We start from the raw sequence: 19,979 nt of genomic DNA on the forward strand, positions 1-19,979 counted from the left end.
GGAGTTCCTACGCGGGCGGAGCCGACGCTCGGCCCGGCTCGCGTAGGACTCGGGGTGCCGGGAACTGTCACGGACGCCTTCGCGGCCGGACCTGCGGACGCCTTCGCGGCCTGGCCCGAGGTGCCTGGAGCGGCCGGCTCGCCGGGTCCGGCCGGGCTCTTCGTAGCAGGACCGCTCCCTGCCGGACCCAGGTTGGCGGTCCGGTCGGGATCGCCGAGACCGGCGACCCGATCCGCCCCGGCGGGCCGCTCCATGCTGACCGTACGGTCCAGGTCGACACCATGGTCCGACCCGGCGGGCGGCTTCGGAGCCGTAGCGGATCCCGAAGCGGCAACCGGCTTCGGAACGGCGACCGGGCTCGAACCGGCGGCGGAGCCCGTCGGCAGATCCAGGCGTGCGGTGTGGTCCGGATCGGCTGGTCCTCCGACGCCGTCGTTCCGGCCGCCGGACTGCTCCACACCCGAAGGGCGAGCGAGGGCAGCGGTCCGATCGGGGTCCGCCCTGTCACCCGGCGGGTCCACGTTCCCGGCCGGCGCGACTGCCCTCCCGGCCGGCGCGACTGCCTTTCCGCCCGGCGGGACCGGGCGAGCAGCGTCGGCTTCTCCGCCGGAAGGTGCTGGACGAGTGAGGGCGGCGGTCCGGTCGGGGTCCACCGCCCCGCCCGGAGGGCCCGCCTTCTCACCCGGCGGAACCGGGTGAGAAGCGTGGCTCTCCCCACGGGAAGGCGCTGATCGAGCCAGGTCGGGGTCCGCCTTCTCACTCGGCGGGACCGAGCGAGCAGCGTCCGGACCGGTACCGCGATTGCCGCCCGCAGCGGCCTGGAGCTGTCCACCCGGCCAGTTCCCGGCAGGATCGGGCCCACTCGGCGGATAGTGAGCGGATGCGGCGGCCGGCGACGGGCCTTGCACGGGGCGATCCGGCCGCGGAGCGGCCTGCTCACCGCGAACGGTTTCCTGTCCGGAGACGGCTTGCCGAGCGGAAGCCGTCCCCTGGCCGGCGCCGTTTGCCCGGCCATGGCCCGAGCCCTGACCGGAGGCAGCCTTCTCAGCTTCGGGGGCGGGCAACGGTGCAGCCGTTTCAGATTCGGTGCCGGACGGCGATGCGGCCGACGCCTGACCGGAGGCGGCCGGGACAGCCCCCGGGCTTGAAGGGCTCGACGCCTCCGGGCCGGAAGGGCCCGGCGCCCCCTGACTCGAATGGCCCGACGACCCTTGGCCTGCAGAAGGGCTCGACAACCCCTGCCCCGGGACCGGCCTGCCGACGGAATCACCCAACGAGGTCGGCCGGGCCGCCGCCGGCGCTCTTCCCGTGACCGCTGGAGATGAAGGCTCCGATCCACCGACCGGTGGCGCGGAGGTGCCCCCATCCTTCGGTACAGGCGCCTGATCCGGACGAACAACCGGCTTCTGCACGGATCCGGGCGGAGTGACGTTCCCCGTCCGGGCAGGCTCCGACGGACCGGCCTGCGCGGCAGATGCTTGGTCCACCGAATCCGGCGAGGTCACGCCGGCGGGCGGCGGTGAAGCGGCCGGCTTCGAAATCGTTTCAGCCGCGGTCGTCCCGGTACCCGGTGCTGAGCCCTCGCCGGGGCCTGCCACCGGGGTGGTCGCCTCCTCCGACATCGAGGGCTTCCCCGAGCCGCCTGGTTGTGACGCCGACGCTGCTTCCGGCGAGGCCGCCGGCGGCGTCGAGGGCACGGGCGGCGGCGCGGAGGGCGGCGGCGCGGAGGGCGGCGGCGCGGAGGGCGGCGGCGCGGAGGGCGATGGCGGCGTCGAGGACGGCCGGGTGCCCACACCCTCGGAGGCGGAAGCGGACCCACCCGTGGCGGGGGTCTTTCCGGCGGCCGGCATTCCCCGCTCGGGAGCCGGACCTCCGGCTACCGGCCGCGAGGCGGCGCCGTCTGCCGGGGACGCCTTCCCCGGCAGAAAGGCCAGCGAGAGCGGATTCTGCCCTTGACCTGAACCACCGGACGCCTTACCCGCGCTGGGCACCTGCGGACCACCGGTCTGACCGCCCGGCGCCTGCGTCCCCAGGCTGGACGTTCCCGCCTGACCGGAACCGGCCGGAGCTGCGGCGGACGGCGCTTCAGCTGCCGGAACACTCACTCGGCCGGGTGCCGTCGGAGCCGACGAACCTGGATTCGGCACGCTTGCCCGACCAGATCCGGACGAAGCCGAAGCCGCGCCCGCAGAGGGGACGCCCGCTGATCCCTGCGGGGAAGAGGCGGGGGCCGATGGCGGCGGGACGCTCGCACGGCCCGGACTCACCGGAGCCGACGGAGACGGCTGGGCGGCGGGTGAGGGAACGGCGGCCCGACCTGGCGCCGACGAGACAGGAGCCGCCGGAACAGACGAACCGGATGAACCGGGCGGCGACGATCCGGGGACGGCCCGCGCGGCCGGGCCCGGCACCGGCCGACCCGCGGCGGGTGAGGGCGGCGGCAGGAAGCCGGTCTCGCGGGACCCGAACGAGGGAGGCCCGGCCTGCGACGACCCGGATGCCTGACCTCCGGCGGGGTCGTCCTGCTGCCAGGGAAACGGCCGCCGGGTCTCACCCGACAGCGGGGGTACGGCCGCCCGGCCGGACGGCGACACGGGAGAGCGCAGAGCGTCGGCAGCGCCCGAATTATTCGGGTATGACGGAAATGCAGCTGCCGAGTCGGCGACTCCCTTAGCCTCTTCAGAGCCGGGTTGCGAACCCGACACGCCGTGTTCGTCCGAACTGTCATGTGAATCTTGCCTCGTCACACGCCCCTCCTCACCCGTGGCGTCAGACTTAGGGGAGACTAGCGACATCCGGCACACCGTCGCGCGCGGATCCTGCGGGCCCTGCTTCCATGCCCCGCTTCCCCGCCCGGCGGACCGGTCTATTCAAGCGGGCAAGCAAAAGGGGAGCGAATAATGGATTTCGACGTCTTGGTTGAGATCCCCAAGGGGCAGCGCAACAAGTACGAGGTTGACCACAAGACCGGACGTATCCGGCTGGACCGGACCCTCTTCACCGCGACACAGTATCCCGCGGACTACGGCTTCATCGAGGGCACCCTGGGGCAGGACGGCGACCCTCTGGACGCTCTGGTGCTGATCCAGGAGCCGACCTTCCCCGGCTGCCTGGTGCGCGCCCGCGCGATCGGGATGTACCGGATGACCGACGAGAAGGGCCGCGACGACAAGGTCATCTGCGTGCCGTTCGAGGACCCGCGCCAGGAGCACCTGCGCGACATTCACCACCTGGGCGAGTTCGACCGCCTGGAGATCCAGCACTTCTTCCAGGTCTACAAGGACCTGGAGCCGGGCAAGTCGGTCGAGGGCGCGACCTGGGTCGGGCGCATCGAGGCCGAGCAGGAGATCCGCGCCTCGTTCAAGCGCGAGGAGGCCGCGCAGGCCGAGGGAGAGCACGAGCACTGACCTCTCGCTCCCACCAATACCGCTGACGACCGCACCTGCGGGGCACGTGCCCCGCAGGTGCGGTCGTTGTTGCGCCTGCAGTCGCCAGACGCGCGATCCGGAGAGCGCCAGAACGTCAGGGCCTCCGGCTCTCCCGCACACCGATCTTGGACATCCGCCACCGTCAGCAGCGATGTTGTGCTCGATCTTCCGCTCCCGCGACCACTGGAGTCCAAGGACCACGGCGGCCGGCCGACGGTGAACATCCCGCAATCCCACAGATCATGTGAGGTTCGGCCGTCATCTCGACCCGAACCTCACAAGATCTGCGAGGTGGGTGGGTGGGTGGGTGGGTGGGTGGGTGGGTGGGTGGGTGGGGGAGATGGGTGGGCGGCTGCGCGCGATCAGGTCAGGCCGGAGACGGCGCTGTAGAGGCCCGTCACAGCGCAAGCCACCGGGATCACCGAGATGACGATCAACGCGTCGATGATGTCGGCCGCACGGCCCAGGTAGGGCGAGGGCGGACGGTCCGCATACCGCGCTCCGGCGGCGACGGTGATCAACGCCACCACGACCGCGCCCGCCATGACCACGGGAAGGGCGTCACCGGCGCCCGCGAGCAGGTCGACGCCGAGGGCGGCACCACCGGCGAGCCCGGCGGTCAGCACCGGAGCCCGATGACGCTGGGTGACGAACAGACGCGAGCGCAGCAGCAACGCCAGCGCGCTCACCGTGATCAACACGCGGGACGCGAGGGTCCCGGCGGTGGCGAGCACGGCGAAGGCGCCGACGGCGAGGACGGCGTGGCCGAGGAGCATCCCGGCGAGAAGTTCGTCGGTACGAGCCACGGACGCGAACACGGCGCCGCGCTCGGGCAGTCTGCGCACCTGGTCGGCGCCCGGCCGTACGACCTCGTCGTTGATCGACTCCGTGCCGGGCGGCAGCGTGACCGGAGGCAGCGGAGTGCGCCCGAACCGGACGGCGAGCAGCGGCAGCATCCCGATTCCGCAGACCAGGAGCGATATCAGGATCGCCGCGCCACCGGCGGCCGTGGTGAACAGCCCCGTGGCGGCGGTGAGCGCGCCGAGCAGCCCGACCACGACACCCGCGGTGAAGAACCGGGCGCCGGCGGCCACCCCGGCTCCGGCCAGCGCCGACACCAGTAGCACCGCGACCGATCCGGCGAGCAGCTCCGGACCACCCAGCCAGGGCACTGGCGCGAGCACTCCGGCACGGTCGTAGGAGGTGATCAGGAGGGCACCCCCGGCGAAGGCGTACGGCAGCGCGTACCCACCGAGCGCGACTCCGGCACGCGAGTCCCCGTACGCCCGGGAGGCGACCGTCCCGACCAGGGCGAGCAGAACCGCCACGCCGAGCCCGATCATCCCCGGCACGCCGCCCCCGGACCCGCTCGCGAGCAGGGTGGGCAGGCCGAGCCCGAGCGGCACGGCGGCGGCCGCGAGGGTGGCCGTGCGGCTCGCGGCCGGTGTCCAGATCCCGCCACGGCGGCGCGCGCCCTCGGCGATGGCCTCGACCACGTCGTCGTACTCGAGCTCGGGCCACTCCTCACCGGCCGGAACCAGGTGGAGCACCTCGCCGTCGCGTACGCCCTGGGGATGAAGTCCCTGAGCGGTCGCGAGGGCGACGCCGTCGCCGCGCCGCAGCACCCACCCACCGTGTCGTTCGCCCTGGTCAGCGAGGCCTTCGCCAGCGTGGCGCAGCACCTCGGGCAACAGCTCGGCCAAGGGCACCTGCTCGGGGAGGGCCACGTCGACCCGCCGTTGCGGCGCACTGATCGTCACGCGGGCCAGACCGACGCTCACCAGGCAATCCTTCCGTTCGTCCACAGCCAGTGACGGAGGTTATCCACATCGACCGGGACGAGGCTGCGGGATCGACGGAACTTTACCTAGAGTGGGCCGGTCGTGAAGTCCCGAGATCTGGCGGGGCTGCCGGAGCCGGATTGCAAGGGGGCGGGGATGGGCACCGTGATGATCAAGCGGGCGGCCCGTCGACCGGCTCCCGAGATCCCGGAGGGGCAGCTGACCGTCGAGGCGCCGCCGGAGATCCCCGAGGCGGTCGGCTCACGGTGGCAGCAGTGGCTGATGGCGCTGCCGATGCTGGGCGGCACCATGGCGATGGCGATGATGATGGGCCAGGGACGGGGCGGCGCTTATTCGTACGTCATCGGTGGCCTTTTCGGTGTTTCGTCCCTTGCCATGCTGATGACCTCGTTCGGCTCCGCGGGCGCGCCACGCAAGGCGGAGATGATGGCCGCCCGCCGGGAGTATCTGCGGCATCTGGCCTCGCTGCGCAAACGCGTCCGGGACACCGCGCGCCTGCAGCGGCTCGGCCTGATCTATCGGCATCCCGATCCGGAGCGGCTGTGGTCGACGGCCGACAGCCACCGGGTGTGGGAGCGGCGCCCCGGCGACCCGGACTTCGGGGTGGTCCGGGTCGGGCTCGGCCCGCAGACGCTGGCCACGCCGCTGGTGCCACCGGTGACCCGTCCACTGGACGAGCTGGAGCCGATGACCGCGGGTGCGCTGCGCCGGTTCCTCGACGCCTATTCGGTGGTTCCGGACCTGCCGGTGGCGATGTCGCTGCGCGGTTTCGCCCGGGTGTTCGTCCGAGGCGACGCACCGGGAGCCGAGGGACCGCGGGCGCTGGTCCGGGCGGTGCTCGCCCAACTGACCGTCTTCCACGCGCCGGAGGATCTGGTGATCGCGGTCTGCGCGGGCAGGGAGACCCGGCAGTACTGGGAGTGGGTCAAGTGGCTGCCGCACGCTCAGCATCCGTCACTGACCGACGCACTGGGCGCGGTGCGCCTGGTGGCCGGTGACGAGCCACGGCTGGCCGAGCTCCTGGAGCAGGTCATCGGCTCGCGGCCACGGTTCCAGCCCGGCCACAGCGGTGGGAGCACCCCGCACGTCCTGGTCGTGGTCGACGGCGCCGAGCCGGCCAATACCCGGCTCGACGACGCGCTGGACGGGCTGACCGTCCTCGACCTGGACACCATGCCGCCCCGGCTGCTCGACCGGTCGTCGCTGGTGCTGGAGGTCCGCACCGACGGGATCCTCGGCACCTGGACGATGGATCACGAGAGCGAGGCGGGCCGGGCCGACGGGCTGACCGTCGACGAGGCCGAGTCGGTGGCCCGGCGGCTGGCGCCGCTGCGGCTCGCCACCGCGCCGGACCCGGGTGGCGGCGCACCGTCCACGACCGAGACCGGCCTGCCGGAGCTGCTCGGCATCGGCGACCCGGAGAACTTCAGCGTGTCCCGTGGCTGGCCGGCCCGCCCGCACCGGGACCGGCTGCGGGTGCCGATCGGGGTGAGCGACGACGGCATGCCGGTCGAGCTGGACCTCAAGGAGTCGGCGCAGGACGGCATGGGCCCGCACGGGCTGCTCGTCGGCGCCACCGGTTCGGGCAAGTCGGAGCTGCTGCGCACGCTGGTGCTGGCACTCGCCGCATCGCACTCGTCGGAGATCCTGAACTTCGTCCTGATCGACTTCAAGGGCGGCGCCGCGTTCGCCGCCTGTGACCGGCTGCCGCACACGGCCGCGCTGGTCACCAACCTGGAGGACGCGCTGCCCCTGGTCGACCGGATGGCCGACGCGCTGGAGGGCGAGCTGAGCCGGCGGCAGGAGCTGCTGCGCAAGGCGGGCAACTACGCGGGGCAGTTCGACTACGAGAAGGCACGGGCCGGTGGTGCGCCGCTGGCTCCCCTGCCGACGCTGTTCGTGGTCTGTGACGAGTTCACCGAGATGCTCGAGAAACGGCCGCACTTCATCGACATCTTCCTGCAGATCGGGCGGCTCGGCCGGTCGCTCGGCGTGCACCTGCTGCTGGCCAGCCAGCGGCTCGAGGACGGCCGGTTGCGCGGCCTGGACACGCATCTGTCGTACCGGATCGGTCTGCGGACGTTCTCGGCGCTGGAGTCGCGGGCCGTGCTCGGCGTTCCGGACGCGTACGAGCTGCCGCGCTCCCCCGGCAACGGCTACATGAAGTTCGGCACCGAGCCGATGATCCGGTTCAAGGCCGCCTACGTGGGCGGGCCGGTGCGTCGCTCCGGTGGCTCCGGCCGGCGGGCCGACCACGGCAGCGTCCAGGTGCTCCCGTGGACCACTCAGCACGTGGCGGCACCGGCCGCCGCGCCCACGCCGGTGGCCGACCAGGACGGGCCGAAACTGGCCGACGTGCTGATCGAGAAGCTGATCGGCCAGGGCCCACCGGCACACCAGGTGTGGCTGCCGCCGCTGGACGAATCGGCGGTGCTCGACGACCTGCTCGGCCCGGTCGGTGTCACGCCGGGGCGCGGGCTCACCTTCACCAACCCGGCGCTGCACAACCGCCTCCAGGTGCCGATCGCGGTCATCGACAAGCCGCGTGACCAGCTGCGCGACGTCATGTGGCTGCAGCTGGCCGGCGCGGCCGGGCACGTGGCCGTGGTCGGTGGCACGCTCAGCGGCAAGTCGACGGCGCTGCGCACCCTGGTCTGCGGGCTGGCACTCACCCACACCCCGGCCGAGGTGCAGATCTACTGCCTCGACTTCGGCGGTGGCGGTCTCGCGACGCTACGGGACCTGCCGCATGTCGGCGGGGTGTTCGGGCGGCTCGAGGCGGAGGGCGTACGCCGTACCGTCGGCGAGATGACGACCCTGCTCGCCGAGCGGGAGGCCAGGTTCACCGAGCTCGGCGTGGAGTCGATGGCCGCCTACCGGAGCCGGCGGACGGGCGGCAACGACCCGTTCGGTGACGTGTTCCTGGTGGTCGACGGCTGGAGCAGCGTCCGCAAGGACTACGAGGAGCTGGAGCCGGTCCTCACCGATCTCGCCACCCGGGGCCTGTCCTACGGCATCCATCTGGTGGCGGCCGCGTCCCGCTGGATGGACTTCCGCCCGGCGGTCCGGGATCTCTTCGGCTCCCGGCTTGAGCTGCGGCTCGGCGACCCGTCCGACTCGATCATCGCCCGGCGGGCCGCGGAGTCGGTGCCGGACGCGACCCCCGGCCGCGGCATGATCGCGCACCCGACCGATCGGACGAAGGGGCTGCACCTGCTCACGGTCCGGCCCGAGGTCAGTTCGATCGGCGAGACCCCGGCGCTGGTCAAGTCGATCGCGTCGGCGTGGGACGGCCAGCCGGCGCCGCGGGTGCGGCTGCTCCCGGCCTCGGTTCCGTACACCGCTCTGGAGGCCGACCGTGGCAGCGGCCTGCGGATTCCGATCGGCATCGCCGAGGCGGATCTGCGGCCCGTCGAGATCGATTTCGCGACCGACCCGCACTTCCTTCTCTTCGGCGAGGGTGAGAGCGGCAAGACGTCGTTCCTGCGGTCGATCGCGACCACGCTGACCCAACGGTTCCGGCCCGAGGAGTGCCGGATCATCCTGGTCGACTATCGGCGCAGCCTGATGGACCTTCCAGAATCAGAACACCGGATCGGGTACGGCATGCAGGCTCAGCAGACACAGGATCTGATCCTGTCCGCGGCCGGGTACATGCAGCGCCGCCTGCCCGGCCCCGACGTGACCGCCCGCGAGCTGCGGGAGCGCTCGTGGTGGACGGGTCCGGAGCTGTTCGTGCTGGTCGACGACTACGACCTGGTGGTGTCCGGCCCGACGAACCCGCTGACGCCACTCGTGGAGTACCTCCCGCAGGCCCGTGACATCGGCCTGCACCTGGTGCTGACCCGGCGCTCCGGTGGCGCCGGGCGCGCGCTCTACGAGCCGGTGATCCAGCGCCTGCGGGAGCTGTCCGCACCCGGCATGGTCATGTCCGGCTCGCCGGAGGAGGGCGCGCTCATCGGCAACGTCAAACCCACGCCGCTGCCACCCGGCCGTGGTCGCCTGATCACGCGGCGTGAGGGTACGCGACTGATTCAGGTCGCGCACGTGCCACCGTTCCGCGATTCGGGGAAATGAACAGACACAGCGTGCGATTGGTCATGACGGACCGCAGCGACACGCCGATGTGTAGGAGTAATCTCCCTCCATCGACTGACGACGCACCCATCGAGGCGACTCATCGAACCTGTAGTGACTGACCGAAGCTGCCGACCGTTTCAGAATGGCGACGCCGACCAGTGACCAGTGAGCATCGAGACCGGGCCGGACAGGCCACGGCCGTCGGCACCCTCCGGCGGATGGGAGCGGCCGCCCTGGCCGGTCTGATCGCGTTCGGCGCCCCGGCCACCGCCGCCTCCGCCGCGCCCGCACTCCCCCTCAACGAGCCGATCCTCACCGGCGACCAGGTCCGGGCCGATCAGTGGCAGCTGAGTGCGCTGAACCTGACCGAGGCGTGGAACTACGCGGACGGCTCCGGCGTCACCGTCGCGGTGATCGACTCCGGTGTCGACGCGCACCATGTCGATCTGGAGGGCCAGGTGCTGACCGGCATCGACCTGGTCGACCGGAAGACCGACAGCGGCGAGAGCGACCCCGTCGGTCACGGCACCTCGGTCTCGGCGATCATCGCGGGCAAGTCCGATGACCAGGCCGGCGTCGTGGGCATCGCTCCCAGAGCCAAGATTCTGCCGGTACGCGTGCTCGACGAGGACAACAAGTACGACGACTCCCTGATCGTCGCCAAGGGCGTGCGCTGGGCGGTCGACAACGGCGCCAAGGTGATCAACCTGTCGCTCGGCGGCAGCGGCTCCAGCCCGACTCTCGCCGCCGCCATCGACTACGCGTTCGCCAAGGACGTCGTGGTGATCGCGTGCACCGGCAACGCCACCGGCACGAGCACGCAGAAGAGCTCGAACGTCGGCGTGTGGTACCCGGCCCGTGAGCCCGGCGTGATCGCGGTCGGCGGCACCGAACGCGACGGCCAGGGCCTGTGGAGCGGCTCGATCCGGGGCAAGGAGACCGTCGTGACCGCCCCCGCGACCGATCTGGTCGGCGCCCGGCCGCTGGGATACTGGCGGATCCAGGGCACCAGCTTCGCGGCGCCGATGGTGTCGGCCACCGCTGCTCTGATCAGGTCCCGCTGGCCGGACATGTCGGCCGGCGAGGTGATCAACCGGATCATCCGGACCGCCGACGACCGTGGCGAACCGGGCCGGGATCCGGAGTTCGGGTACGGCCTGATCAACCCGGTCGCGGCACTCACCGCGGACGTGCCGTTCGTGACCGGCAACCCGCTCGACAACACGCCGTCGCCCGGGGTGGCACGGTTCGGCAGCGCTCCGGTCTCCGGGCAGGCGCAGTCGGCTCCGCAGGAGAGCACCCAGCCGGCCGGCGTCCCACCGGCGGTGCCCGGCGGCAACGTCGGTGGATGGGCGGCCCCGGCCAAACCCGAACCGACCGGCACCCCGATGGCCCGGTGGATCGCGATCGCCCTGTTCCTGCTCTCAGCGATCGCCGCCGCCATCACGATCCGCCGCTTCGCCGCCACCACCGGCTGACCGCCACCACCGGCTGACCGCCACCACCGGCTGACCGCCGCCACGGGCCGAGCGGTGCCGCCACTTCGCCGCCACGCCGAGCGGTGCCGCCGCTTCGCCGCCACGCCGAGCGGTGCCGCCGCTTCGCCGCCACGCCGAGCGGTGCCGCCGCTTCGCCGCCACGGGCCGAGCGGTGCCGCCGCTTCGCCGAGCAGCGCCACCCCACGGGCTGTCCTAGCCGTCGGCGGGCACAGCTAGCCACCGTCGGGCAGGCTGGCCTGGCTAGGCGCACTCGCCGGTGCGGACCTCCTGGGTATTGGCCCGGCCGGCCTGAGCCACCCCGGCGGCCTCGTCGGCGGTGAGGGCGAAGCCCACGTTCTTGTCATCGGCGGCCGCCGCGAAGATCACGCCGAGGACGTCGCCGTTGGGGTCGATCAGCGGGCCGCCCGAGTTGCCGCTGCGGACCAGCGACTTGATCGTGTAGATCTCCCGGGTCACGTCGCCGGACTCGTAGATGTCCGGGCCGGTGATGTCACCGACGTCGCGGATCCGGGCGGACTGGGCGTTGTACGGCCCGTCCTGCGGATAGCCGAGCACGATCGCACTGGCACCGGTCGCCGCTTCCTTGCCGACGAACGACATCACCGGTGCCTTGAGGCCGGGCACGTAGAGGACGGCCAGATCACGCTTGGGGTCGTAGACGACGACCTTGCCCTCGACCTCCCGGCCACCGCTCTCCACGACCACCTCACGGGTGCCGGCGACCACGTGCGCGTTCGTCATCACGCGCTCCTTGGCGTAGACGAACCCGGTGCCCTCGATGCGACGGGAGCAGCTCGGCGCCGAGCCGAGGATCTTCAGTACCGAGCTCTTGGAGTCCTTGACGACCTTGGATCCGGCGAGCGCGGGGTCGGGGGCGGCGACCTCACGTGCCTGGGTTCGGGCAAGACCGCCGAACACGTCGGGGAAGCCGTTGGTGTCCAGGGTGTCGCGCAGACCGGAGGAGAGGGACCGCACCTCCTCGGGGACCAACTCGGTGACCCCGCCGAGGATGGCGCTGTCCCGGACCGCGGCGTTGATCGCCGGGAACGGCGTCGAGCCGAACGGAACCGCGACCAGCCAGGCGGCGAAGAGCACCGCGACCACCGAGACGAGCGCGCCACCGGCGTCGTCCAGGTACTGCACGGGCCGGCTCTCGATCACCTGCCGCAGATTGGTGCCGAGCCAGCCGGCGAGGGTCTGGCCGAGGACCGCGAGCACGAGGATGACGCCGAGCGCGACGACCAGGCGCACCGTCCCGTTCTCGAACTGCCGGGCCAGCAGCGGACCGAGCTGCAGACCGATGAGAACGCCGCTGAAGAAGCCACCGAGCGACAGCGCGCCGATGACGAAGCCCTGGCGGTATCCGCTGATCGCGAACAGCACCATGACCACGATCAGGAGAATATCGACCACAGGCACTCACTCAGCGTAGAAGTCGGAGGCCATCTCACGGCACCACCTCATCCGGCGCACCGCCGCGGGCGGCCGGAACGGGGGCGGTGGCGTCCGGAAGTTCGACGAGGCGGCCCGGCTCCCACGGGAGCGACCAACCGGCCATGTCCAGCAACGCAGCGATCACTCCCGCCGTGAATCCCCAGACGAGCAGGCCTCGGACCTGGAACGCGGGACCGATCCAGCCGCTCGGATGTCGCACCCGGATACGGTTCGCGGGGTCGGCGAGTTCACTGATCGGCAGACGGGCCACGTGAGCGACCTCGGCCGGCTGCAACGGATGCACCGGATGTGGTTTTCGCCACCATGCGAGAACCGGGCTGACCACGAAGCCGCTGACCGGGATCCAGAGGTCCGGCAGGAGCGCCAGCACCTCGGCCGAGGACGGGTCGAGACCGACCTCCTCCTCGGCCTCACGCAAAGCCGTGGCGGGCGCGTGGGCGTCGTCCGGGTCGGTGGCGCCGCCGGGGAACGCGGGCTGCCCGGCGTGGTTCCGCATGGTCGCGGCGCGCTGGAGGATGAGCAGATCGGGACGGCCCGGCTCGTCCTCACCCAGCAGTACCAGGACCGCGCTGGACCGGCCGCCCGTCCCGGACGGTTTGCGCAGGGTGGTGAAGTCCTCGGTCCGGCACTGGTCGACTCTGGTGAGCAGCGGCTCGAACCAGTCGGGGAGCCCATCCGGCCGGGCCAGCACCTCGCCCTTGCTCATCGGGTCACCGTAACGCCGGTGTGTTTCTTCATCTGTTCGATCAACTGGTCGACGTCCATGGCTGTGCGATGCACGTTCATCCCCCCGTCGGCATCGATGAACACGGTGGCGGGCAGGGTGGCCACCCCGAGCGCGTCGGCGAACTTCTTGCCCTCGTCGAAGAGAGTCGGAAAGGTGACACTCCGGTCGGTGGCGAAGTCGGCCGCGGCGGACCGGCGGTCACCGCTGTCCACGCCGATGACGGTGAACCGGCCGTCGGCCCGGTCGGCCAGTCCCTGCATGACCGGCAGCTCTTCGCGGCACGGGGCGCACCAGGAGGCCCAGATGTTGATCACCGCGGGACCGCGCAGATCTCGCAGTCGCACCTCGGTGCCGCCGGTGAAGCACGGAAGCGCCACATCGGGCAGACGACCACCCGCCGCCGGGGCGCCGCTCAGACCGTCGCAGGCCGCGAACGGCGAGGGCACCTCAGGGGCGTCGACCTCGGCGGTGCAGGCGGAGAGGACCAGAAAGGCACCCAGAGCCGGGAGAAGCCCTCTCACAGGCCCTCCGGGGCCGAGGAAACAGCGTCCTCCGGGGTCGACGAAACGACGTCCTCCGGAACGGGCGAGAGGACGGGCGTCAGGGCGGAGGCCGGGACCAGGTCGGGGTCGACACCGGCGGCCGCGGCCAGATCGCGCGCCCGCGGCCCCTTCAGCAGCTTCGCCGCCGGAGCCGCCTCGGTCGGCCCGGTCCCGTACGACGGACACATCGCGGCCAGGGTGCACGCCCCGCACGCGGGCGTCCGCGCATGGCAGACCCGGCGCCCGTGGAAGATCACCCGGTGCGACAGCATGGTCCAGTCGCGTTTCTCGATCAGCTCGGCGACGAGGAACTCGATCTTCACCTCGTCCTGCTCGTCGACCCAGCCGAACCGGTTGGTCAGACGCCGGAAGTGGGTGTCGACGGTGATGCCGGGTACGTCGAACGCGTTGCCGAGGACCACGTTGGCGGTCTTGCGGCCGATGCCGGGCAGTTTCACCAGCTGCTCCAGCTTGCGCGGGACCTGCCCGTCATGGTGTTCGAGCAGCGCCTGACCGAGCCCGATCAGCGAGTTGGTCTTGGAGCGGAAGAAGCCGGTCGGCCGGAGCAGCGTCTCCATCTCGGCCCGGTCGGCGCCCGCGTAGTCGGCGGCCGTCCGGTACTTCCGGAAGAGCTCCGGGGTGACCAGATTGACTCGGACGTCGGTGGTCTGCGCAGACAGGATCGTCGCGACGGCCAGCTCGAGCGGGTTGGTGAAGTCGAGCTCGCAGTGCGCGTCGGGATGCGTCTCGGCCAGCACCCGGGCCATCTTGCGGGCCCGGCGTTTGCGGCCGAGCACCGTCTCGCCCGCGAAGCGCTTGGGTGCGAGAGTCGCTGCGCGGGGTCGAGTCACCGGTAAAGAGTACGTCGGCACTTCACGCCGGCGGTTTGATGCTTCCGTCGGTGCCGACGACCGCCCCGGTGTCGCCGAAATCGGCCTCGGACAGCTCGGCCACCAGCTTCCGTCCGCGCTCGTTCGCCTTGTCCCGGGTGGGCAGGCCGTTGTCGTTCATGTACGTGGAGACGAACTTCCCACCCACGTACTTCCCATCCTTGGTGAGCGACACGTGCAGCACCCCGCCGTACTTCAGGACGCCGTTGCGCGACAGTGTCCGCCCGCCGCCGGCGAAGTTGCCGAGGCTGTACGCGATGAGCTTGCCCTTGTAGAACTCCATGCCCCGGAGCACGTGCGGCCCGTGTCCGACGACCAGGTCGGCCCCGGCGTCGATGACGGTGCGGCTGAACTTCATCGGGTCGCCCCGGTTCTCGCCGAAGAAGGTCTCGGTGCCCGGCTTCACGTGGTTCTTCTCGGAGCCTTCGGCGCCCATGTGCACCTGCACCACGACCAGGTCGGCCTGATCCGCCGCCTTCTCGACGACGGTCGCGGCCGCGTCCAGGTCGTTCAGGGGGTTCGCGCCGGCGTACGACGAGAATCCGAGCACCGCGACCTTGACGCCCTTGACGTCGACCACGGTGATCTGGCCCTCGGCGCCGGTGTGTTCGAGCCCGGCCTTCTCCAGGGCTTCCACGGTGTTCTCGTACCCCTGGGACCCGAAGTCCTTGGCGTGGTTGTTCGCCGTGTTGAGCAGCTGGAACCCGCCGTCCTTGAGGTGCCCGGCGTAGGACGGCGGCGACCGGAAGGCGAAGCAGTTGGCCGACTTCGGGCTGCCGCACTTGGAGGTGCCGGTGTCGGCGGTGAGCGGCTGCTCCAGGTTGCCCATGACGAGATCGGACTTCAGAGCCTCGGTGACCGAGTCGAAGAAGCCCTCGCCGTTGTTCGGCGGGAGGCCGCCCGGGGCGCTGCTCATCATGATGTCGCCGGTGGCGGAGAGACTGATCGACTCGACCTGCGCGGACTCCTCGACGGGTTTCGCGCTGGATCCGCTCGACGCCGACGTGCCGGCCGGGGGATTCCAGACTGGTTCCGGGTCACCTCCGGTGAGGCCACATCCCCCCAAACCGGCCCCTACCAGAACAAGAGCGGCAATAGCGACGACCGAAACGGGTCGCTTTTTACGGTGGGTCGGGGGGTGCGGATTCATCGACGCGGACGATACCTTCGTTCCGCAAGCGGGATCGACAGACGAAAGGCCTGTCCTGATATGCCCGGACCGCTGAATTGTCAGCACCGGTCACGGCATTTCTGGTTACCGTCCAGTATCTGGATCAAGGGGTGGCCGCCCGTTTCCCGCCCGCATGCGCCTAGACTGATCGAGCGCAGACGTTGCGCGTTTTCGGAGGTGCGGCGATGGATGAGGTACTGGCTCGCAGCGGAATCTTCCAGGGCGTTGACCCGGAAGCCGCCGAGGCGCTCGCCAAGGAGATGGACACGATCGAAGTCCGTAAGGGCGACGTCGTCTTCAACGAGGGCGAGGCCGGCGACAGCCTGTATATCGTTCTGTCGGGGAAGATCAAGCTCGGACGCCGCGCCGCGGACGGCCGGCAGAATCTCGTCTCCATCATGGGCCCGTCGGACATGCTTGGTGAGCTCTCCCTGTTCGACCCGGGGCCGCGGACGGCAACCGCGACCGCGGTGACCGACAGCCGGCTGGCCCGGCTGAAGAAGTCGTCACTGCGCCCGTGGCTGAACAACCGGCCGGAGATCGCCGAGCAACTGCTCCGCGTTCTGGCCCGGCGGCTGCGTCGTACGAACGACGCACTCGCTGATCTGATCTTCACAGACGTGCCCGGTCGCGTCGCGAAGAATCTGCTGCAGATGGCGGGCCGTTTCGGCACCCGTGACGGCGGCGTCCTGCGGGTGACCCACGACCTCACCCAGGAGGAGCTGGCCCAGCTGGTCGGTGCCTCCCGCGAGACGGTCAACAAGGCTCTCGCCGACTTCGCCTCGCGCGCCTGGCTGCGGCTCGACGGCAAGAGCGTGATCATCCTCGACCCGGAGCGCCTGGCCCGCCGCGCACGCGTCTGACCTTCGCTTATAAGGGGCTGTCCGAAAGGACAGCCCCTTAATCGTGTCGTTACACCTGTCCGTGTCGCATCACCTCGGCCACTCGTTACGGAGGTGGCCGAGAGGCATCGGTATGGACAGGGAAGGGCGCGGCATTGAAGGCAGGCAGGGGTGTGGCGAGATGACCGTGCTCGACACCACGCTGGACACGCGTGACCCCGCCTATCTCGAGGGGCGCGGCACCACCATGCAACGCCTCGCCGAGCTCGAATCCGCCCTCGACGAGGCCCGTGCGGGCGGCGGCGAGAAGTACGTGACCCGGCACCACGCCCGCGGCAAACTGCTGCCCCGCGAGCGCATCGAGATGCTGCTCGACCAGGACAGCCCATTTCTCGAGCTGTGCCCGGTCGCCGCTCGTGGATCCGAGTTCCCGGTCGGGGCCAGCGTGGTGACCGGGATCGGCGTGATCGAGGGCGTCGAGTGCGTTGTGATGGCGAACGACCCAACCGTGGACGAGGGTTCGGTCAACCCGTACACCGCCGAGAAGATCCGCCGGGCCACCACCATCGCCTCGGCCAACCGCCTGCCGATGGTCAACCTGGTGGAATCGGCGGGTGACACCTCCTCCGGCGGCCTGTTCCCACCGGACCGGGTCCCCTCGATCTGCGTGGTCTTCGGTGCCGCCACGGGGGACGCCGCCTACCTGCCGGCGCTCTGCGACTACACGATCCGGGTACGAGGGCATGCCAAGGTGCTGACCATCCACCCACAGCCGATAAACGGTCACACCAGCGTGGACGTACGCGCCACGCCGGTCGTCCCGGCGGGACCGGACGGACCCGCGGACCAGCTGGCCGAGGACGAGCGGGACGGGCTGCGCCTGGCCCGGCAGTGTGTCCGGCGGCTGAACTGGCGCAAGCTCGGCCGGCCGGCGAGCACACGGCGTCCGCGGCCGCCCCGGCACGACGTGGAGGGCCTGCTGACCCTGGCCGCCGCCGATCCGGCCGTGTTCGAGCCGCGCGAGGTGCTCGCCCGGATCCTCGACGACAGCGACTTCGACGAGTTCAAGCCCGGTATGGCGACCGCTCTGGTGGCCGGCTGGGGTGAGCTGCACGGCTACCCGATCGCGGTGATAGCCGTGCCATGCCGCTCCTACACCGCGGTCGAGGCGCAGAAGGTGGTCCACTTCCTGCACCTGGCGAACACGACCTCGACCCCGGTCCTCTTCCTGCTGCACGCCGGCGCACCGGCCGCCGACGAGCCGGACACCAGGCACGACGCCCCGATGGCGCACGCGATCGCCCGGTCCACCGTGCCTCACCTGGTGCTCACCGTCGGCGAGGCCAACGGGGAGCGCAGCGATGAGCCTCGCTTCCGGTTCAGCTGGCCGTCGGCCGAAACGAGCAGAGCCGATGACGGCGTCATCGACCCACGCGACACCCGTACGGTCCTCGGCCTCTGCCTCTCCGCCGTGCACAGCGCGGCCGTGGAGGGTGCCGGCCACGTCGGCGTGTTCCGATCTTGAAAGGTAGACCAGTGATCCGACGACTTCTGGTGGCTGACCGTGGAGAGGTCGCCCGCCGGGTGTTCGCCACCTGCAGGCTGGTCGGCATCGAGACGGTCGCCGTCTACTCCGACGTCGACTCCGATGCGCCGCACGTCATCGAGGCCGACTACGCGGTCCATCTGCCGGGCAACACGCCGTCGGCGACCTATCTGCAGACCGAGGCGCTGATCGCGGCCGCCCAGCGGGCCGGCGCCAACGCCGTACATCCGGGTATCGGAATGCTCGCCGAGGATCCCGCTTTCGCGCAGGCGGTCGTCGACGCCGGGATGATCTGGATCGGTCCACCGCCGGCCACACTGCGCACCCTGGCCGCCAAGATCGAGACGAAGAAGCTGGTCGCCGAGGCCCAGGTCCCGGTGCTGCCGACCTTCACCGACCCGGACCGGGTGCCGGGCTTCCCGGTGCTGATCAAACCGGCGACCGGCACCGGCGGGCACGGGATCCGGGTGGTACGCGACGCGAGCACCCTGGCCGAGGCGGTGGCCTCCACCCGGCGCGAGGTCGGCGGCGACGTCTTCTGTGAGCCGTACGTCAGCAACGTCCGCCACATTGAGGTGCCGATCCTGGCCGACGCCCAGGGCGCGGTCGTGCCGTTCGGTGAGCGCGAATGCTCGGTCCAGCGCCGCTACCAGAAGATCGTCGAGGAGACCCCGTCCCCCGCGGTCGACGTGGCACTGCGCGAGGACCTGTGCCGGGCCGCGATCGTGGCGGTCCGGGCGCTGGGCTACGTCGGCGCCGGAGCGGTCGAATTCCTGCTCGACGCACAGGGCGACTTCTGGTTCCTCGAGCTCACCCCGACGCTGCAGGCCGATCACGCGGTCACCGAGTGCGTGTCCGGCTACGACCTGGTCCGCCTCCAGCTGCTGGTGGCCGAGGGCGGCAGCGTGCCGATGCCGGGCCCGCCGCCGATCCGCGGGCACGCCATCGAGGTGCGCATCTGTGCCGAGGACCCGGCCTACGCCTGGCTGCCGGCGGCCGGGACGCTGCACCGGTTCGCGGTGCCGGACATCGCCGGGCAGTTCCGCCCACTGGCACAGCCCGGTCTGCGGCTGGACGCCGGGGTCTCGGACGGCTCGGTGATCGGCATGCACCACGACCCGATGCTGGCGAAGCTGGTGGCCTGGGCGCCGAGCCGCCAGGAGGCCGCTCGCATGCTGGCGTCCGCGCTTGCCCGTACCCATCTGCATGGTGTTGTCTCGAATCGGGATCTGCTGGTCCGGGTGTTGCGGCATCACGCCTTCCGGGCAGGCGACGTGGACACCGGGTTCCTGGACCGGCATCCCGAGGTGTTCGCCCCGCTGCTCTCCTCGGTCGACGCGGTCCGGCTCTCCTGCCTCGCCGCCGCCCTCGCCGGCGCCGCGGCACGGCGGGCCGCCGCGCCGGTGCTCAACTCGCTGCCGTCCGGCTGGCGCAACGTCCCCTCCGGCTCGCAGACGGCGGTGTACGACGGCCCCACCGGCCCGGTCGAGGTCGGCTACCGGATGAACCGCCAGGGCAACCTGGCCGGCTGGTGGGTCCGCGCCGTCGACCCCGAGGAGCTGGATCTGGCCGGGCTGGGTCAGGCACCGGTCGCCGACGAGCACCCGCCCGTGGTCGTGGTGCAGGCCGGCGCGGAGCGGGTGGTCCTCAACGTGCAGGGCATCCGGATGGCCGTGCACGTCCACCGGGTCGGCGACGTCTCCTATGTCGACAGTCCGGAGGGGTCGGTCGCGTTGCGGGAGATCTCCCGGTTCCCGCTGCCGGCTCCCGAGGCGGCGGAGAGCTCCCTGATCGCGCCGCTTCCCGGTGCGGTCCGGCGGGTGCTGGTCGTGCCGGGGCAACGCGTCCGGGCCGGCGAGCTGCTGCTGACGCTGGAGGCGATGAAGCTCGAGCATCCGGTGCACGCGCCGTCCGCCGGCGTGGTCTCGTCACTGCCGGTTCAGCCGGGGGCCGAGGTGGACACCGGCGAGTTGCTGGCGGTCCTCGACCCCGAGTAG

13 protein-coding genes are annotated in these 19,979 nt (G+C 71.3%); 7 read left to right on the plus strand and 6 right to left on the minus strand.

The annotated features are described in order from the left end of the window. The first annotated feature begins 1,425 nt into the window (after positions 1-1,425). Positions 1,426-1,956 (plus strand): hypothetical protein, encoded by a 531-nt coding sequence (locus CLV67_RS20505; RefSeq protein ID WP_106320763.1) that lies wholly within the window; start codon positions 1,426-1,428, stop codon positions 1,954-1,956. Positions 1,957-2,900: 944 nt separating this feature from the next. Then, positions 2,901-3,407, plus strand: a complete 507-nt coding sequence (locus CLV67_RS20510; RefSeq protein WP_106320765.1) for an inorganic diphosphatase — start codon at positions 2,901-2,903, stop codon at positions 3,405-3,407. Between the two features lie 383 nt (positions 3,408-3,790). Here the strand turns inward: CLV67_RS20510 and eccD are convergent, their stop codons facing one another. Next, the gene (gene eccD / locus CLV67_RS20515; RefSeq protein WP_106320767.1) at positions 3,791-5,209 is read right to left on the minus strand and encodes a type VII secretion integral membrane protein EccD; all 1,419 of its coding nucleotides are present in this window, start codon (positions 5,207-5,209) and stop codon (positions 3,791-3,793) included. 156 nt (positions 5,210-5,365) lie between these two features. Here eccD and eccCa point away from each other — a divergent pair, with 156 nt between their 5' ends. After that, positions 5,366-9,307, plus strand: a complete 3,942-nt coding sequence (gene eccCa, locus CLV67_RS20520; protein WP_106320769.1) for a type VII secretion protein EccCa — start codon at positions 5,366-5,368, stop codon at positions 9,305-9,307. A gap of 221 nt (positions 9,308-9,528) precedes the next feature. Further along, complete coding sequence (gene mycP / locus CLV67_RS20525; protein ID WP_106321320.1) at positions 9,529-10,788, plus strand: type VII secretion-associated serine protease mycosin; 1,260 nt, start codon at positions 9,529-9,531, stop codon at positions 10,786-10,788. Between the two features lie 261 nt (positions 10,789-11,049). On the opposite strand, the gene CLV67_RS20530 is transcribed toward mycP, so the two are convergent. The 5 genes from CLV67_RS20530 to CLV67_RS20550 are packed head-to-tail and all read right to left on the minus strand — an operon-like array spanning position 11,050 to position 15,573. Continuing rightward, on the minus strand, positions 11,050-12,228 hold the full coding sequence (locus CLV67_RS20530; RefSeq protein WP_106320771.1) for a MarP family serine protease: 1,179 nt from the start codon (positions 12,226-12,228) through the stop codon (positions 11,050-11,052). A 28-nt stretch (positions 12,229-12,256) separates the two neighbouring features. Then, positions 12,257-12,970, minus strand: coding sequence for an NUDIX hydrolase (locus CLV67_RS20535; RefSeq protein ID WP_106320773.1), 714 nt, complete (start codon positions 12,968-12,970; stop codon positions 12,257-12,259). Beyond that, positions 12,967-13,512 carry a TlpA family protein disulfide reductase gene (locus CLV67_RS20540; protein WP_106320775.1) on the minus strand — a complete coding sequence of 182 codons (546 nt, stop codon included), beginning with the start codon at positions 13,510-13,512 and terminating at the stop codon, positions 12,967-12,969. Before CLV67_RS20540 ends, CLV67_RS20535 begins: the two co-directional genes overlap by 4 nt. Continuing rightward, positions 13,509-14,384 (minus strand): endonuclease III, encoded by an 876-nt coding sequence (gene nth / locus CLV67_RS20545; protein WP_373873188.1) that lies wholly within the window; start codon positions 14,382-14,384, stop codon positions 13,509-13,511. The genes CLV67_RS20540 and nth overlap by 4 nt, the downstream gene beginning before the upstream one ends. A 22-nt stretch (positions 14,385-14,406) precedes the next feature. Next, positions 14,407-15,573, minus strand: coding sequence for a CapA family protein (locus tag CLV67_RS20550; RefSeq protein ID WP_106320777.1), 1,167 nt, complete (start codon positions 15,571-15,573; stop codon positions 14,407-14,409). A 206-nt stretch (positions 15,574-15,779) separates the two neighbouring features. Here CLV67_RS20550 and CLV67_RS20555 point away from each other — a divergent pair, with 206 nt between their 5' ends. The 3 genes from CLV67_RS20555 to CLV67_RS20565 all read left to right on the plus strand — a co-directional run bounded on the left by CLV67_RS20555 (position 15,780) and on the right by CLV67_RS20565 (position 19,979). Beyond that, positions 15,780-16,457, plus strand: coding sequence for a Crp/Fnr family transcriptional regulator (locus CLV67_RS20555; RefSeq protein ID WP_014447921.1), 678 nt, complete (start codon positions 15,780-15,782; stop codon positions 16,455-16,457). 160 nt (positions 16,458-16,617) lie between these two features. Further along, positions 16,618-17,961, plus strand: coding sequence for a carboxyl transferase domain-containing protein (locus tag CLV67_RS20560; protein ID WP_106320779.1), 1,344 nt, complete (start codon positions 16,618-16,620; stop codon positions 17,959-17,961). A gap of 11 nt (positions 17,962-17,972) precedes the next feature. Beyond that, complete coding sequence (locus tag CLV67_RS20565; RefSeq protein ID WP_106320781.1) at positions 17,973-19,979, plus strand: ATP-binding protein; 2,007 nt, start codon at positions 17,973-17,975, stop codon at positions 19,977-19,979.

The sequence above is a fragment of the Actinoplanes italicus genome (assembly GCF_003001815.1).
Classification (GTDB): Bacteria; Actinomycetota; Actinomycetes; order Mycobacteriales; family Micromonosporaceae; genus Actinoplanes; species Actinoplanes italicus.

What these genes read in the sequence shown, in the direction of transcription:
- CLV67_RS20510 (WP_106320765.1), top strand. Translation starts at nt 2,901, where the DNA reads ATGGATTTCGACGTCTTGGTTGAGATCCCCAAGGGGCAGCGCAACAAG.
- eccCa (WP_106320769.1), top strand. Translation starts at nt 5,366, where the DNA reads ATGGGCACCGTGATGATCAAGCGGGCGGCCCGTCGACCGGCTCCCGAG.
- mycP (WP_106321320.1), top strand. Translation starts at nt 9,529, where the DNA reads ATGGGAGCGGCCGCCCTGGCCGGTCTGATCGCGTTCGGCGCCCCGGCC.
- CLV67_RS20535 (WP_106320773.1), bottom strand. Translation starts at nt 12,970, where the DNA reads ATGAGCAAGGGCGAGGTGCTGGCCCGGCCGGATGGGCTCCCCGACTGG.
- CLV67_RS20550 (WP_106320777.1), bottom strand. Translation starts at nt 15,573, where the DNA reads ATGAATCCGCACCCCCCGACCCACCGTAAAAAGCGACCCGTTTCGGTC.
- CLV67_RS20555 (WP_014447921.1), top strand. Translation starts at nt 15,780, where the DNA reads ATGGATGAGGTACTGGCTCGCAGCGGAATCTTCCAGGGCGTTGACCCG.
- CLV67_RS20560 (WP_106320779.1), top strand. Translation starts at nt 16,618, where the DNA reads ATGACCGTGCTCGACACCACGCTGGACACGCGTGACCCCGCCTATCTC.